Source organism: Parafrankia discariae (assembly GCF_000373365.1).
Classification (GTDB): Bacteria; Actinomycetota; Actinomycetes; order Frankiales; family Frankiaceae; genus Parafrankia; species Parafrankia discariae.
Map to the genome: position 1 here is coordinate 241,296 of NZ_KB891219.1, position 16,480 is coordinate 257,775.

General features: G+C 73.5%; 10 protein-coding genes. 4 read left to right on the plus strand and 6 right to left on the minus strand.

The window, feature by feature from the left end; all coding sequences use genetic code 11:
- The first annotated feature begins 75 nt into the window (after positions 1–75).
- Entirely contained in the window at positions 76–2,811 is a 2,736-nt protein-coding gene (polA, locus tag B056_RS0118125; protein WP_018503284.1) for a DNA polymerase I, read from the plus strand.
- A gap of 404 nt (positions 2,812–3,215) precedes the next feature.
- Entirely contained in the window at positions 3,216–6,812 is a 3,597-nt protein-coding gene (locus B056_RS0118130; RefSeq protein ID WP_026239835.1) for an EAL domain-containing protein, read from the plus strand.
- Here B056_RS0118130 and B056_RS0118135 read toward each other — a convergent pair.
- The 4 genes from B056_RS0118135 to B056_RS0118150 form a co-directional block, all read right to left on the minus strand.
- Positions 6,754–7,164, minus strand: a complete 411-nt coding sequence (locus B056_RS0118135; protein WP_018503285.1) for a protealysin inhibitor emfourin — start codon at positions 7,162–7,164, stop codon at positions 6,754–6,756. The genes B056_RS0118130 and B056_RS0118135 overlap by 59 nt on opposite strands.
- Before the next feature lie 29 nt (positions 7,165–7,193).
- The gene (locus B056_RS0118140) at positions 7,194–8,255 is read right to left on the minus strand and encodes a M4 family metallopeptidase (RefSeq protein WP_026239837.1); all 1,062 of its coding nucleotides are present in this window, start codon (positions 8,253–8,255) and stop codon (positions 7,194–7,196) included.
- A gap of 64 nt (positions 8,256–8,319) precedes the next feature.
- A complete protein-coding gene (locus tag B056_RS0118145; protein WP_026239838.1) occupies positions 8,320–9,642 on the minus strand; it encodes an ABC transporter substrate-binding protein in 1,323 nt (440 codons plus the stop codon).
- Between the two features lie 289 nt (positions 9,643–9,931).
- A complete protein-coding gene (locus B056_RS0118150) occupies positions 9,932–10,645 on the minus strand; it encodes a hypothetical protein (protein ID WP_018503288.1) in 714 nt (237 codons plus the stop codon).
- A 125-nt stretch (positions 10,646–10,770) separates the two neighbouring features.
- On the opposite strand from B056_RS0118150, the gene coaE reads away from it, so the two are divergent.
- Both coaE and B056_RS0118165 read left to right on the plus strand, forming a co-directional pair.
- Complete coding sequence (gene coaE, locus B056_RS0118160; RefSeq protein WP_051105665.1) at positions 10,771–11,409, plus strand: dephospho-CoA kinase; 639 nt, start codon at positions 10,771–10,773, stop codon at positions 11,407–11,409.
- Positions 11,410–11,420: 11 nt separating this feature from the next.
- Entirely contained in the window at positions 11,421–12,158 is a 738-nt protein-coding gene (locus B056_RS0118165; protein WP_018503290.1) for a class I SAM-dependent methyltransferase, read from the plus strand.
- Between the two features lie 35 nt (positions 12,159–12,193).
- On the opposite strand, the gene uvrB is transcribed toward B056_RS0118165, so the two are convergent.
- Together uvrB and B056_RS0118175 are read right to left on the minus strand one after the other, a co-directional pair.
- A complete protein-coding gene (gene uvrB / locus B056_RS0118170) occupies positions 12,194–14,320 on the minus strand; it encodes an excinuclease ABC subunit UvrB (RefSeq protein WP_018503291.1) in 2,127 nt (708 codons plus the stop codon).
- A 104-nt stretch (positions 14,321–14,424) separates the two neighbouring features.
- Positions 14,425–16,155, minus strand: a complete 1,731-nt coding sequence (locus tag B056_RS0118175; RefSeq protein ID WP_018503292.1) for a helix-turn-helix domain-containing protein — start codon at positions 16,153–16,155, stop codon at positions 14,425–14,427.
- Between the last annotated feature and the right edge of the window lie 325 nt (positions 16,156–16,480).

The window sequence follows — 16,480 nt, forward strand, 5'->3', positions numbered from 1 at the left end:
GGCGGAGATGGTCCGCCAGCCCGCCCGGCGCCGGACATGCGCGGACCTGTCGTACCCACGGCCTAGACTCGCCGCGTGCCTGCGACTACCTCGTCCCCGCCCAGCAGCTCGTCGGCGGCCAGCCGTGCGCCGGCGTCCGCGGACCGTCCCCGGCTGCTGCTGCTCGACGGGCACTCGCTGGCCTACCGTGCCTTCTTCGCGCTGCCGGTGGAGAACTTCTCGACCAGCACCGGCCAGCCGACGAACGCCGTCTACGGCTTCACCTCGATGCTGATCAACGTCCTGCGTGACGAGAAGCCCACGCATGTCGCCGTCGCGTGGGATCTGCCGACCCCGACCTTCCGGCACACGCAGTACGCCGAGTACAAGGCCGGCCGCTCGGAGACGCCGGCGGACTTCGTCGGCCAGGTCGCGCTGATCCACCAGGTCTGCGACGCGCTGGCGGTGCCCGGCGTGAGCGCCGCCGGGTACGAGGCCGACGACGTGATCGCCACCCTCGCCACCCAGGCCTCCGCCGAGGGGATGGACGTCCTGGTCGTGACCGGCGACCGCGACGCGCTGCAACTCGTGAACGAGCGGGTGACGGTGCTGATGACCCGGAAGGGCATCAGCGACATGACCCGTTTCACCCCCGACGAGGTGCACGCCAAGTACGGCCTGTCCCCGACGCAGTACCCCGACTTCGCCGCGCTGCGCGGCGACCCGTCCGACAACCTGCCCTCGGTGCCCGGGGTGGGGGAGAAGACGGCCACCAAGTGGATCCAGCAGTTCGGCTCGCTGGCCGAGCTGGTCGACCGGGCCGACGAGATCGGCGGCAAGACCGGCGCGTCGCTGCGGGAGCACCTGTCCAACGTGATCCGCAACCGCTCGCTGACCGAGCTGGCCCGGGAGGTGCCGCTGGAGCTGGCGCCGGCCGACCTGCGCCTGCACCCCTGGGATCGCGAGGCCGTCCACCAGCTCTTCGACACGCTGCAGTTCCGGGTGCTGCGGGAGCGGCTGTACGCGGCGCTGTCGGTCGCGCCGCCGGCCGCCGACGAGGGCTTCGAGATCGAGCTGAGCCTGCCCGGGCCGGGCGAGCTCGCCGCGTGGCTCGCCGAGCACGTCTCCGGCGCCGGCCGCACGGGCCTGCACCTGCGCGGCACCTGGGGCCGTGGCACCGGGGTGATCGTCTCGGTGGCCCTCGCGGCCGCCGACGGCGCCGCCGCCTGGGTCGACCCGACCCAGCTCACCGCCGACGACTCGGTGGCCCTCGCCGGCTGGCTGGCCGACCCGGATCGGGCGAAGGCCGGTCACGACCTCAAGGGTCCGATGCTGGCGCTCGCCGAGGCCGGTTTCACCCTGGCCGGCGTCACCAGCGACACCGCGCTCGCGGCCTACCTGGCGCTGCCCGGCCAGCGTTCCTTCGACCTGGCTGACCTGGCCCTGCGCTACCTGAACCGCGAGCTGAAGTCGGACGCCCCGAGCAACGGCCAGCTCACCCTCGACGGGTCCGGCGAGGCCGACGAGGCGGAGGCCGACGCGATCCGCGCCCGGGCCGCGCTGGAGCTGGCCGACGCGCTCGACGGCGACCTGGAACGCCGCAGCGCGGCCCGCCTGCTGCGGGAGATGGAGCTCCCGCTGGTCTCCGTCCTGGCCACGATGGAGCGCGCGGGCATCGCGGCCGACGAGGAGCACCTCCTTGACCTGCAGAAGCACTACAGCGGCGAGGTCGCCGACGTCGCCGCGCAGGCGCACGGCATCGTCGGGCGGGCGTTCAACCTCGGCTCACCCAAGCAGCTCCAGCAGATCCTGTTCGACGAGCTCGCGTTGCCGAAGACCAAGAAGATCAAGACCGGTTACACCACCGACGCCGACGCGCTGGCGTGGCTGGCCACCCAGTCCGACCATCCGCTGATCCCGGTGCTGCTGCACCACCGCGACGTCGCCCGGCTCAAGACCGTCGTCGACTCACTCATCCCGATGATCGACGACGTCGGCCGGATCCACACCACGTTCAACCAGATGATCGCGGCGACCGGCCGGTTGTCGTCCACCGACCCGAACCTGCAGAACATCCCGATCCGCACCCCGCAGGGCCGGCAGATCCGGCAGGCGTTCGTGGTCGGCCAGGGGTACGAGACGCTCCTGACGGCTGACTACTCGCAGATCGAGATGCGGCTGATGGCCCACCTGTCCGGCGACGCCGGCCTCATCGAGGCGTTCGCGTCGGGGGAGGACCTGCACACCTTCGTGGCCGCGCAGGCGTTCGGGCTGCCGGTCGCCGAGGTCGACCCCGAGCTGCGCCGGCGGATCAAGGCGATGTCCTACGGGCTGGCCTACGGCCTGTCCGCGTTCGGGCTCGCCGGCCAGCTCGGAATCGCCCCGGATGAGGCCCGCGAGCAGATGGACGCCTATTTCGCCCGGTTCGGCGGCGTCCGGGACTTCCTGCGCGGCGTCGTCGAGCAGGCCCGCCGCGACGGCTACACCGAGACCATCATGGGTCGCCGTCGGTACCTGCCCGACCTGACCAGCGACAACACCCAACGTCGGCAGATGGCCGAGCGGATGGCGCTCAACGCCCCCATCCAGGGGTCGGCGGCCGACATCATCAAGATCGCGATGCTGGGGGTGGCACGCGCCCTGCGCTCGCGTGACCTGCGCTCCCGGCTGCTCCTGCAGGTGCACGACGAACTCGTGCTGGAGATCGCCCCCGGCGAGCGGGCGGAGATCGAGGCGCTGGTACGCGCCGAGATGAGCAGCGCGTACGAGATGTCCGTGCCGCTCGAGGTGAGCGTCGGCGCCGGCCGGACCTGGGACGAAGCCGGCCACTGACGCCGGCCACGGGGCCGGCCTGGAGCCAATCCCGTGACAGCCGCCCCTGACGCCGGTCACCGGAGCCCGCTCGCCCTGGTTTCCAGGCGTATTTCCGATTTTCCGGCCGTTAGGTCGACATGCCGAGCCGTGGTCATCTTCGCTGGCGTTGAATTCCCCGTAGTTCGGGCTTCCTGTCCGAAATGCGGTTGGTAAAGGCCCGTCGCGGACGTTAGATTCATTCGGTTTTTGGTTATGTTCTGACTACGGCAGGTCGCTGGTGTCCGTGTGGGCGGTCCGGCATGCCCGGGTCCCGTCGGCCGCGGGCCGCCGCAACGGAGCCGGTCGCAAGGAAGCCGGTCGCAACGGAGCCGGTTCAGTGCGCAGCGCCGGGGCCTGCCGCGGCCAGGGAGAGGGGGCGGGTCGTGACCAGCGGTCCCGTAGTCGTCGACCGCCGCCGCCTACTCATGGTCCTCACCATCGGAATGGCAGGGTTCTTCCTGCTGATCCTGACCATTCCCGGATCTCCGGGGCGACTGCGCGCCGGGAGCTGGATCGGGCTGGCCATCGCACTGGTCAATCTGGCCCTCATCCAGCGGCTCGTCGCCAACCACGAGCGGTGGCCGTGGCTGGCCGCGCTCGCCGCCGCCTCGATGGCGGCCGGCATGGGAACCGCGGCCGCCGACGCCGTACCCGGCGAGGAAAGCCAGTTGTTCCTGCTGTGGTTCCCGTGGATCGCCAGCTACTGCGGTGTGCTCAGGCTCGGCTGGAGCCTGGCCATGGCGGCCTGGGTGGCCCTGACGTTGCTGCTGGCGGCCTCGGTCAACTCGGCCCTCGCCGGCTCGCCGGCGCTGCTGATCACGGCGGCCGTCAGCTCGGCCGGCGGCTGTCTGGTGATGTACGTGCTGTTCCAGTGGCGCGGGGAGCAGGCCTACTCCGATCCGCTGACATCGCTGGTGGCGCGTAGCGGGCTGACCCGCGCCGCGGACCCGGCCATCGCCCGGGCGGTCAAGAAGGACGGCGCGGCGGTACTGCTCCTGCTCGACATCAACCGGTTCCGCGAGGTCAACGACGCGCTGGGGCACGAGGCCGGCGACGAACTGCTGCGCCAGCTGGCCCGCGCGCTGCCCGCGGTGACGCCGCGGCCGTCGTTCGTCGGCCGGCTCGGCAGCGACGAGTTCGCGCTCGTCATCGCCGTTCCGGCGGCTGAGGACCGGCGGGACGACGAGCTGGGCGATGGCGACGCCGGGCGGGGAGCCCTCGACCGGGGCGGCGCCGGGCCCGGCGGCCCGCGTCGGGGCGGGTCCACGCCGGGGTCGGCGAGTCGGGAGAGCGGCCTGCGTGAGCTCGGTGAGTCGGTGCTGCGCCAGATCGAGGGACCGTTCACGGTGCACGGCGTCGAGGTCGAGGTCGAGGCGAGCGCCGGGCTGGCCGCCGCCCCGCGGGACGGGGAGACGATCGGGTCGCTGCTGCCCTGCGCGGACGCGGCGCTGTCCCGGGCGAAACGCGAGGGTGAGCGGGTCGGCCTGTGGGACGCGGGTATCGCCGGGGTGCGCTCCTGGGAGATCGCGCTGTACGCCGAGCTGCGCGCGGCCATCGCCAGGGACGAGCTCATCGTCTTCTACCAGCCGCTCCAGGCGGCGGCGACCGGGCGGATCGTCGGCGTCGAGGCTCTCGTGCGCTGGAGCCATCCGACCCGCGGGCTGTTGCCGCCTGGCGCGTTCCTGCCGATGGCGGAGCGCTCGGCGCTCATCGTCGACGTCACCCGCTGGGTACTGGACGAGGCGCTGCGGCAGTGCGCCGCCTGGGCCGCCCGTGGGCTGCATGTGCCCGTCTCGGTGAACCTGTCCGCCCGCATGCTCGTCCTGGACGACCTGCCCAGCCTGGTGACCGGGAGCCTGGCCCGCCACCAGCTCCCCCCGGACGTGCTGACCCTCGAGATCACCGAGAGCGCGCTGGTGACCCAGCCCGGCCGGGCCGCGGCCATGCTCCGGGAGCTGCGCAGCAAGGGCGTCAAGCTCGCGCTGGACGACTTCGGCACCGGCTACAGCTCGATGGAGATCCTCAAGGCACTGCCGTTCGACGAGGTCAAGATCGACCGCGGGTTCGTCGCGGACGCCCGCGGCAGCCTGCCGGACGCGGCGATCGTGCGTTCGGTGCTGGACCTCGGCCACCGGCTAGGCCTGCGGGTCGTCGGCGAGGGCGTCGAGGACGAACGGACGCTGCGGATGATGACCGAGCTCGGCTGCGACATCCTGCAGGGTGACGCGATCTCGCGCCCGCGCCCGCCGGCGCACCTCGAGGATCTGCTGGTCGCGCGGACCGCGCCCACCGACCGCCCCGGTCCCGCCGGGGCGACCCTGCCGGCCGGCGATGCGGTGCCGGCCGGCGTGGGTGGCGTGCCGACGGGCGGCGACGGCTCGGCGGGTGACGCGGTCGACGCGGCGCGTTCCGCGCCGATCGTCACCCAGGACGGCACCTTCACGGTGTCGCAGACGCGGCGGTTCGGTGTCCTGGCCCCGCCGGTGGCGGACGAGGCGGCGCGGGTCGCCGCGACCCGGCGCTACGAGATCGCGTTCCAGCCGCGGACCTACCCCCTGGACGACATGGCGGCTCTCGCGGCGGCGATGACCGGCTGCAACGTTGGGTCGGTGCTCCTGGTCGGCGCCGACAGGGAGACCTACCTGGGCCGGCACGGCCACGACATGAACGACGTGCCGGCCCGGGTCGGCGTGGCCTCGCACGCCGTCGCGGCGGGCGAGCTGGTGGAGGTCCCCGACTCGATGCTCGACACCCGGTTCGCGCACGGGACCAGGGCGTTCCCCGGCCGGCCGATCCGCTTCATCGCCGCCGTCCCGGTGCGGACCTCCGACGGCCACGCCATCGGCGCGGTCACGATCAGCGACCGGATCCCGCGGCGACTCACCCCGGGCCAGCGCGAGGCCCTGGAGAGCCTCGCCCGGCACGCCGCGGTCATGATGGACGTCCGCCGGGAGGCCGTGCTGCTCGCCGTGGTCACCGACACCGCGCGGGCGCTGGACCAGCTGTGGTATCCGGACGATCTTCCCGCGGCGGCGTCCCTGGTCAGCGACGCCGCGCGGCACATGCTGGGCGGCGACGTCGTCACCGTCCTGATGTCCGACGCGCCCGGCTCGACGGTCTACAGCTCCGTCGGGGCCTCCCGGGCGCCCGGGGCCACCTCCATCATCAAACCGGGGCAGCGGTTCAGCTCGAACGACGAGACGGTCATCGGCGAGGTCCTGCGGACGCAGAGCCCACTGTTCGTCCCGGACGCGCCGACCTTCCCCGGCTTCAACCTGGACATCGTCCGCACCAGCGGTGTGGCCTCCGCGTTTCTGGTTCCGATCCCGGGGGAGGGCGGCGCGCTCGGAGTCATGTGCGCCCGCTGGCCGGACCCGGTGGCCGCGATCGACCCGTCGCTTTACCGGGCGATGGCGCTGCTGGCCGGGCAGGCCGGCCACGGCCTCGGCCGGCTGCGGGCCGCCCCGACCGGGGAGCGCCGCACGGATGGCGCCGCCGGGCCCACCAGCCGGGCGGAGTTCCTCTCCACCCTGCAGGGGCTGTCGCCGGGCACCGCGGTGTGCCTGTTCGACGTCCGGGCCGGTGACGCCGCGGGGCTCGACGTAGCCGGGCTCCGGCCGGGCGCCGGCGACCGTCGGGCCGCCGCCCGGGACCGGCTGACCGGCCGGTTCGCCGAACACCTGCGGGCCGTCTGCGACGAGTCGACGCAGCTGGCCCGCTGGTCGGTCAGCCGGTTCGCGGTGGCCATCCCGACCGGCGGTCGGGAACGGGCCGAGGCGATGGTCGACGAGCTCCGCCGGTCGTGGGCCCGGGAGTCGGCGGCGCCGATCGCCGTCGGCATCTCGGTGACCAGGAGCCACGAGCCGTCGAGCGCCGCGCTCATCGACGCGGAGAACCGCCTGCTGGAGAAGCTGGCGTTGGTCACCCGGGCCGAGCGGGTAGCCGCGGCGCGCGTGACAGCAACGTCAGCAGGGGTCTGACCCCGTCGGGCACCGGTTCGTGGAACGTCCGCTCCACCCGCCCGCCCGGGTACTCGACCTCGATGACGTAGACGAAGCGGTCCGCCCCGGCCGGGCCGACCGCCCCGCCCCGGCTAGCCGGCCCGGCCGGGTCAACCGGGGCGGGCGGCCCGGCCGGCTCGGTCGTGACCGAGGCGGCCAGCGACCGCAGCGTGGCCGCCTGGTCGGCGGGGAGCTGGGCGGTGTCGAGGCCACGCCGGACCGGGCGGCCCAGGATCCCGCCGGAGCGTTCCAGGACCACTCTTATCCGCCCGGCCAGGTCGGCGGGGCCGCCGCCGTCCGGGCGGGGCCCGGTGTTCCGGTCGCCGGTCACGCTCCGATTCTCCCCGCCCGCCCGGGGCCTCAGACCGGCACGCCGACCGAGGCCCAGGCGTCCCGCACGGCCTGGGTCTCCTCCGGCCCGAACAGCACCTGGGCCTGGCGTGAGGTGGCCGCGGCGAACGACCGGAACGTGGCGTTCGGCCGCAGCTGGGGGGCACGCAGCGCCTCGTACCAGATTCGGCCCGCGCGCTCCCAGGCGTGGCCGCCGAGGGCCACCGCGAGCGTGTAAAAAGCCTTGTTCGGGATGCCCGAGTTGATGTGCACCCCGCCGTTGTCGGTCGTCGTGCGGACGTAGCCGTCCATGTGCGCGGGCTGGATGTCGTCGCCGAGCACCGGATCGTCGTAGGCCGTCCCGGGCTCCTTCATCGACCGCAGCGCCACGCCTTGCACGGCGTCGGTGAGCAGGCCCGCGCCGATCAGCCAGTCGGCCTCCGCGGCGGTCTGGCCGAGCGCGTGCTGCTTCACCAGCGAGCCGAAGACGTCGCTCAGCGACTCGTTCAGCGCGCCCGACTGGTTCAGGTACATCAGCTGCGCCTCGTCCTCGGTGACGCCGTGCGCGAGCTCGTGGCCGATGACGTCCAGCGAGACCGTGAACCGGTTGAACAGCTCGCCGTCACCGTCACCGAAGACCATCTGCCGGCCGTTCCAGAAGGCGTTCTCGTAGTGCTCGCCGTAGTGCACGGTCGCGAGCAGGCCCATCCCGTCGTCGTCGATCGAGTCCCGGCCGTAGGCGTCGAGGAAGAACGCGAACGTGGCGCCGAGGCCGTCGTACGCCTCGTTCACCGCGACGTCGGCCACCGGGCCGGCGCCCTCGACCCGCACGGTCGTGCCCGGCAGGTCCTCGGACTCCTTCGCGTCGCCGATCGTGCGGCGCGGGCCGCTGGTCGGGGCCAGCCGCGGCGGGGTCGCCGGGCGCTGCACCGAGCGCATCAGGGCGTTGTGCACCCGCACGCTGCGGTGCGAGGAGTCCTGGGCCATGGTGGACAGCGCGCGGGCGCGCTGCTCGTCGTTCCCGTTCCTGGCGATGCGCTCGAGGATGTGCGGTGGCACGGCACAGGGCGCGCAGCGTCGGTGGCCGGTCATCGGCGACTCCTCCACGTGTGGGCCGTCCCGGGTGGATCTGACCCGCCGCCACCGACCTTGGTCGCTACGTGAGCAGATGTCCAGATCGGCCTGAGCCGTCCGGTGCCGAGATCGTCGCCGATGTCGTCGCCGAGCCGGTCGCCGAGGTCGTCGCCGCGGTCAGTCCCGGCGCCGCCGGGACGAGCTCGCCGCACCGCGGCTGGGGCTCGACGGTCTCGAACACGTCACCGGTCCCGGAGACGCGGACGAAGTCGGCGCAGCGGTCCAGCTGGCCCGACCCGGCGGAGAGGTCGACCTTCCGGATGAGCAGGCCGCCGGCGTCGTAGTCGGTCACGCCGCGCAGCCCGTGGATGTAGGAGTCGCGGGTCGGGCAGTGCCCCGGGGTCCGCAGGCCGCGCAGGAACAGGTCGGCGCTGATCCAGCCGTTGACGGCGCTCTGCTGGCTTGGTGGCTGGATCTCGGGGGCGTGCCGGGCCATCGCGGCCAGGTAGTCGCGGTGCGCGGGCAGGTCCCGCTCCAGCGCGGTGAAGGGCAGCGGCGTGTAGGTGCCGGCCAGGGCCTGCCGCAGGCCGGAGGCCAGCACCCGCATGTCGTAGCCGGCGGGCGAGATCGCCGTCCCGAACGGGTGGCCCCGCTCGGCGGCGGTGATCAGCGCGCCGGTGTAGATGTCGAGCGAGGTCGCCGCCACCAGGGTGTCCGCCCCGGTCCGGACGATCCGCCCGACGACGTTGGCCATGGTGATGCCGTCGATCGGCTCCTCGAACACGACCGGGATGCCCGCCGCCTCCAGACTGCGCCGCGCGCTCTCGGCGTAGAGCAGGGAGGCCCGGGTCGCCGAGGTGATGATCAGTGCCGCCCGGGTTCCGCCCCGGGACTGGACGAACTGCCCCAGGGTGGTCGTCGCCTCGGTGTCGTCGGCGACGTAGGTGTACGTGAACATGTTCGGGTGGTCCGCCCACAACGGCTGGTCGGCCACCCCCACCACGGGAATGTGCTGCTGGTCGAGCCAGGGCGCGGACTGTTCCGAGTACGCCGTGTGTTCGAGGATCGCGAACGCGCCCGCGGCCACGAGATCCTTCGCCGCGCGCAGGTTGACGCCCGGGCTGGACTCGTCATCACGCCAGATCGCCGTGATCCGGCGGCCGTCCACCCCGCCGGCGGCATTCTGCTCCGCCAGGCGGGCCTCGACGCCGGAGCGGAATCCGGTGTATTGGGCCGACACCGCGCCGCTGTCCGGGTAGAGCACGCCGACCGTGATCCCGTCGTCGGTGACGCCCGGCGCGCAGGTCCACGCCGCCGTCCCGTTCTGGGTGGATCCCCCTGCGCCACAGGCACTCACCAGCGCCGCCGTCACGAGCGCCGTGCCGATCAACTTCGAACGAGACACCAGGACGATCCACCTCTCCGATCCGGCACGTGACGGGCCGCGGGGTTCTCGGGCAGTCACGAGGTCTTACGCCCGGGTGGTCGTCCGGCCTGTGAAAGCCGTGTTAGATCACAGCGCGGAAATTCGCGCCCGAACGCCGCTCAAGTGGTGCTCGCGGGAAATTCGTCCGGTGTCGGAGAAAATGAGAAAATCGGCGCGGATATACGCCGCCACCGAACCGTCCATCGGGCCTGTCCGGCCTTTTTCGGCCGGCGGCCTCCGCTGGCCGATCGCTAGCCGATGTCGTCCGCTAGCCGACGTCGTCGACGTGGACCGGCGGGCGGGTGGTGGTCACCCGGGCCGGGCGTCGCCTGGCGCGCACCCGGCGGGTCACCAGGACCACCACGGCGTGGGCGCAGGCCAGCGCGATGCCGCCGAGGACGAGCAGGCTCGCGTGGTTGTCGAGCCAGCGGACCAGGTCGCTGGTCCACGGCCCGAGGGCGCTGCCCGCCGACAGGTACAGCGCCGAGGAGGTCATCGAACCGGGGATGAGGAACCGCAGGAACCGGCGCGTCGACACCGACCCGGTGCCCAGCGCCGCGTCGACGGCCACGTTCGTGTTGATCAGGCAGAACCACAGCAGGCCGCGCTGCGCGCCGTGCCGGGACAGGACGGTGACCAGTCGGCTGGTGCCGATCCGGCGCAGCAGCAGCGACCGGATGTTGTGACGGGCCAGGCCGAAGTACCCGAGATCGAGCAGGGCCCGCAGCACCGTGGCGATCAGCAGCGCGGGCAGGAACGCGACGTCCCCGCCGACCAGCAGCAGGACGGAGACCGTGGGCCGCAGCGCGATGAGCAGCAGCGGAGCGGAGCTGGCGAGCGTGGGCAGCAGCACCAGGCCCACCGTGCCGGCAGCGAGCAGGCCGCCGGTGAGCAGCGCCGGCCAGCCTCGGACGAGCACCGCCCGCGCCCGCGCCGAGCGGCTGGGCCGGATCCGGCCGGGCTCGGTGCTGGTGGGTGCCACCCGTCCAGTGTGCCGACCAGCTCGGCCGGCTCGCGTCGCCCGGACCCGTCGCGGGCCGGCCGCGGACCCGTCCCGGACCCGTCGCGGGCCCGGGTGGAGCCTGGCAGACTCGGCTGGTGCTGATTGTGGGCCTCACGGGCGGAATCGGGTCGGGTAAGAGCGCCGTGTCGGAGCTCCTGGTGGAACACGGCGCCCTGCTGGTGGACGCCGACCGGATCGCCCGCGAGGTCGTCGCCCCCGGGACACCGGGTCTCGCCGCCGTCGCCGAGGCGTTCGGGTCGTCCGTGCTACAAGCGGACGGCGCCCTCGACCGGGAGGCCCTGGGGCGGGTGGTGTTCGCCGACACGGCGAGCCGACGCCGGCTCGAGGCGATCACTCATCCGTTGATCCGGGCGGAGATGGCGGGCCGGATCGCGGCCGCGCCGCCGGACGCCGTCGTGATCCACGACATCCCGCTGCTGGTGGAGGGCGGACCGCGCCCCGGCTACCATGTGATCGTGGTCGTCGAGACACCGCGTGGGCTGCGGCTGGAACGGCTCGCCCGGCGCGGCCTCGCCCGCGACCAGGCCGAGGCCCGGATGGCCGCCCAGGCCACCGACGAGCAGCGGCGGGCGGTGGCCGACATCCTGGTCGACAACAGCGGGTCGCTCGACGAGCTGCGGGCCCGGGTGGACGAGGTGTGGGCGGAGCTGCTGCGCCGGCGGGACGCCGGGCTGGCCGAGCCCGCCCAACCCGCCGGGCCCTCAGCGCGTTCCGGCCTCTGAGCGCCGGCGTCGTGGCCTGGGAGTGGGACGCGGCCGCCTACGGGCGGCTGCGGCTGCCGCACGAGCTGTGGGGGCGGCGCGCCATCGCCCGGCTCGCGCTCACCGGCACCGAGACGGTGCTGGACGCCGGCTGCGGCACCGGGCGGGACACCGCGGTGCTGCTCGAGGCGCTCCCGCGCGGCCGGGTCGTCGCCGTCGACGCCTCGGCGGCCATGCTCGACCAGCTCCGCGCGCGGCTGCCCGACTCGGGACGGCTCACCGTCCTCCAGTCGGACCTGGGCGACCCGCTGCCGGTCGCCGGGCCGGTCGACGCCGTGCTGAGCGTGGCCGCCCTGCACTGGATAGCCGATCACCGGCGGGTGTTCGACAACCTCGCGGCGGTCCTGCGGCCGGGGGGCCGGCTCGCGGTCGACTGCGGCGGCCACGGCAACATCGCCTCCGTCCAGGCGGCCCTGGCGGCGGTGCTCGGGGAGGCTCCGCAGGTGTGGAACTTCGCGACGCCGGCCGAGACGGAGCGGCGTCTCGCCGCGGCCGGCTTCGTCGACATCGACGCCCGGCTGCGCGCCGAGCCCGCCCGGTTCGATGATCCGGCCGCGTTGCACGACTACCTGGAGGTCGTGCTCGGCGCGCACCTGGCCAGGCTGGGCGTCGACGAGCGCGCGGCCTTCGTCCGGGCGGTCGCCGAGCGGCTGCCCCGGCCCGCCGTCGACTACGTCCGCCTCGAGATCCACGCCCGCCGCGCGGCCTGACCCCGGCCCGGTTCCGGCACCGGGCGTTCGCGCGGCTACCGGACGTTCGCGGCGTCCATTCCGCGCAGCTCCTTCTTCAGTTCGTTGACCTCGTCGCGCAGCCGGGCCGCCAGCTCGAACTGCAGCTCCTTGGCGGCCTCGTGCATCTGGTCGTCGAGCTGGCGGATGAGCTGGGCGAGCTCGTGGCGCGGCATGCCGGCGAGCTCCGCCGCGTACCGGCCGACCGCGTCTCCCGCCTTCGACTTCATCCCGGGCACCGGGGCCTTGCCGCGGGACTGCGCCCGGCCGCCGCCGCCGATCATCTCCTCGCCCGCCGACTCGCGGACCATGTCCTCGAGGATGTCGACGACCTTCTTGCGTAGCGGCTGCGGGTCGAGACCGCGCTCGGTGTTGTAGGCGACCTGCTTCTCCCGGCGCCGGTTCGTCTCCTCGATGGCCTTGCTCATCGACGGGGTGATCTTGTCCGCGTACATGTGGACCTGGCCGGAGACGTTGCGGGCGGCCCGTCCGATGGTCTGGATCAGGGACTTGTCCGAGCGCAGGAAGCCCTCCTTGTCCGCGTCGAGGATGGCCACCAGCGACACCTCGGGCAGGTCGAGGCCCTCGCGGAGCAGGTTGATGCCGACGAGCACGTCGAACTCGCCGCGGCGCAGCTCGGTCAGCAGCTCGACCCGGCGCAGCGTGTCGACCTCGCTGTGCAGGTAGCGCACCCGGATGCCGAGCTCGAGCAGGTAGTCGGTGAGATCCTCGGACATCTTCTTGGTCAGCGTGGTGACCAGGATCCGCTCGTCGCGTTCCGCGCGGATCCGGATCTCGTGCACCAGATCGTCGATCTGGCCCTTGGTCGGCTTCAGCACGATCTCCGGGTCGAGCAGGCCGGTCGGCCGGATGATCTGTTCGACGACGCCGTCGCCGCGCCCCAGCTCGTAGGGCCCCGGGGTCGCCGAGAGGTAGACCGTTTGGCCGATGCGCTCCAGGAACTCCTCCCAGCGCAACGGCCGGTTGTCGATGGCGCTCGGCAGCCGGAAGCCGTGGTCGACCAGGTTCCGCTTGCGGGACATGTCGCCCTCGTACATTCCGCCGATCTGCGGGACGGTGACGTGCGACTCGTCGATGACCAGCAGGAAGTCGTCCGGGAAGTAGTCGAGCAGGGTGTGCGGGGCGGTGCCGGCGGCCCGGCCGTCGATGTGCCGGGAGTAGTTCTCGATGCCCGAGCAGAAGCCGACCTGGCGCATCATCTCGATGTCGTAGGTGGTGCGCATCCGCAGCCGCTGCGCCTCCAGCAGCTTGCCCTGGCCCTCCAGCTCGGCCAGCCGGTCGGTGAGCTCCGTCTCGATGCCGGCGATCGCCCGCTCCATCCGCTCCGGACCGGCGACGTAGTGGGTGGCGGGGAAGACGAAGACCTCCTGCGACTCCCGGACGATCTCCCCGGTGAGCGGGTGCAGGTAGGTCAGTCGCTCGATCTCGTCGCCGAACATCTCGATCCGGACGGCGAGCTCCTCGTAGACCGGGAACACCTCGACGGTGTCGCCGCGGACCCGGAACGTCCCGCGGGTGAAGGCGAGGTCGTTGCGGGCGTACTGGACGTCGACGAAACGGCGCAGCAGACGGTCGCGCTCGATCTCGTCGCCGACGCGCAGCCGGACCATCCGGTCGATGTACTCCTGGGGGGTACCCAGGCCGTAGATGCAGCTCACGCTGGCGACGACGATCACGTCGCGCCGGGTGAGGAGGTTCATCGTCGCCGAGTGGCGCAGCCGCTCGACCTCCTCGTTGATCGAGGAGTCCTTCTCGATGTAGGTGTCGGTCTGCGCGATGTAGGCCTCGGGCTGGTAGTAGTCGTAGTACGAGACGAAGTACTCGACGGCGTTGTTCGGCAGCAGCTCGCGGAACTCGTTCGCGAGCTGGGCGGCCAGCGTCTTGTTGGGGGCCATCACCAGCGTCGGGCGCTGCAGACGTTCCACCAGCCAGGCGGTGGTGGCCGACTTGCCGGTGCCCGTCGCGCCCAGGAGCACGACGTCCTTCTCACCGGCCCGCACGCGGCGGGCCAGCTCGTCGATCGCCGCCGGCTGGTCGCCTGAGGGGGCGAAATCCGAGACGACCTCGAACGGCGCGGCCGAGCGATGGAGGTCCGTGGTGGGGCGTTCGAACGCTGTGCTCACGAGTCCCAGAACACCACACGCCTCCGACAGTTTCCCGGCGGCGGTACCCGACCGCCCCGGCGGTGGCACCCGGCGGCCCCCGCGACCCCACGCGGCGTGGTCGCTCAGCGCGCGGCGCCCTCCCAGCCGAGCAGCCGGGCGCCGAGCACGGCGGTCTGCAGGACGTAGCGGTCCGTCGGTGAGGTCGGGTCGTGCCGGGTCAGCGCGTGGATGCGGTCGAGCCGGTAGGTGAGCGCGCGCACCGACAGGTGCAGCCGGCGGGCCGCGGCGAGCGCCACGCCGCCGGTCGCGAAGTAGGCGTCGAGCGTCTCGATCAGCGGCCCGGCACCGCCCCGCGCCGCCCGCAGCGGGCTGAGCACCGCGTCGACGAGCTCTTCCAGCGGCTCCCGGTCGCGGAGCAGCACCTTGTAGATGAGCAGGTCGTCGGCGTGGACGACCTGGCCGTCCAGCCGCAGCCGCCCGGCCAGCTCGACGGCGTTGCGGGCCTCCTCGTAGCCGATGCGCACGCCGGCGACCCCGCTGCGGGGCCGGCTGACCCCCAGCCGCCACACGAGCTCCGGCTCCACCGCCAGCCGCCCGGTGACCGCTTTGATGGCGGTGGACGGCGCGGCACCGACGGGGGAGAACGCCGGCAGCGGCGCGAACCCGGCGTCGCCGGGGCCGGGCGGGTCCATCCGGCGCCGGCCCCGCGGCGCCGTGACGCGCGGGCGGGCGGTCTCCCGGTCGAGCGCCGGCCGGTCGACCCGCGGGTGCCCGGAGCCGCCGTCCGGCCGGGCGTGCACGGGGTGATGGACGGGATGGTGCCCGGGGTGGTGACGGCCCGCCGCGGGATCGCTCACGCTGGTCACCCCGGCCCTGGTCGACCCGCCCACCGAACCGTCCGGCGACCCGTCCAGCGGTCGGTCGGCGGGGCGGCCGTCCGGTGCGGTGTTGTCGCCCGGCGTGATCGTCTCCGCGGGGGGGACGGGCCGGGTCAGGTCGGTCTCCTGCGGGACGACGCAGACGAGCAGCCCGTCCTTGGTCGCGACCAGGGGCTCCGTGGGGCACTGGGCGCGCAGCGCCTCCTCGATGCCGCGGACGACCGCCCGCCCGTCCAGGAAGCGCCGCCCGCCCGCCGCGACCAGCACGACGTGCGGCGCCTCCAGCCGCAGCCCGAACGCGGCGGCCCGCTCGAGCAGCGGCCCGAGCTCGGAGGTACCGGTGAGCAGGTCGTCCACCAGCTCGCGGCGCATCGCCTCCTCCGAGCGCGCCCGGGCCGCGCGGGCCCGCTCGTAGCCCTCGCACACCGCCGCGACCGCGTCGTCGCTGGCCCGTAGGACGGCCGACGCCGCCGCGCGGGTGCGCGAGACCGCCCCGACGGTCAGCCCGCTGAGATCCGTGGGATCACCGGCGCCCTCGGCACGCTGGGACTGCTGGGACTGCCGCGCGTGCTCGGCGTGCTCGGCATGGGCGGCGTGGGCGGCGGCCGGCGGCCGGCCGTCCGGGGCGGCCGGCAGCGCCCCCCCGTCCAGGATCGCCGGCGGTGTCCGTCCCAGGTCGCGCGCGGCCCGGTCGGCCTGGCGGACGGCGGGCAGCGACGGCCAGATCCGCCAGGTGGCGGAGAGGTAGAGGTCGACGAGCGCCGGCAGGGAGGCGCCGGACTCGGCGGCGGCCTGGCCGAGCGCCCGGAAGACGTCGAGCTCGGCGCGGGACAGCCGCCGGCCGCTGTCAGCCGCCGAGGCGAGCACCTCCAGATAGTTGCCCAGCAGGCCGGCGTGCAGGCGGGCGTCGGCCGCCGCGAGCACCGCGGCCCGGGGCAGCCGGGTGAGGCTGGTGCCGGGCAGCCCGGCTGGCATGTCGTCGTCCGGGAAAACCGGCCTGGGCTTTTGATCCCTTTTCGTCACCTCATGCTCTCCCCCCGCTCGGCTGCCGAGTATCGGCAAGGAAATCGTAGACAAAGTCGCGGACTCCGGACGGTGTCTGCCGGGACGCCGAAGGGCAGGCTGGCATTGAGCCTGGTACGGGGCCCTCCGGGGCGCCGACGGCAGGCCGGCGCGGAGCGGATCCGGCCCCTCCCGGGGGTGATCCCGGCATCGCCCGTCGGCCCACCCGGCACCGCGATCATCGTCCCGCCCAGGTGCCAGCACGGCGAACCGAAGCCCCCGACGGAAGTGACTGACG

Bases quoted from the DNA above. Each gene is read 5' to 3' on its own strand.
- B056_RS0118175 (WP_018503292.1), bottom strand. From the start codon at position 16,155: ATGCCAGCCGGGCTGCCCGGCACCAGCCTCACCCGGCTGCCCCGGGCC.
- B056_RS0118140 (WP_026239837.1), bottom strand. From the start codon at position 8,255: ATGACCGGCCACCGACGCTGCGCGCCCTGTGCCGTGCCACCGCACATC.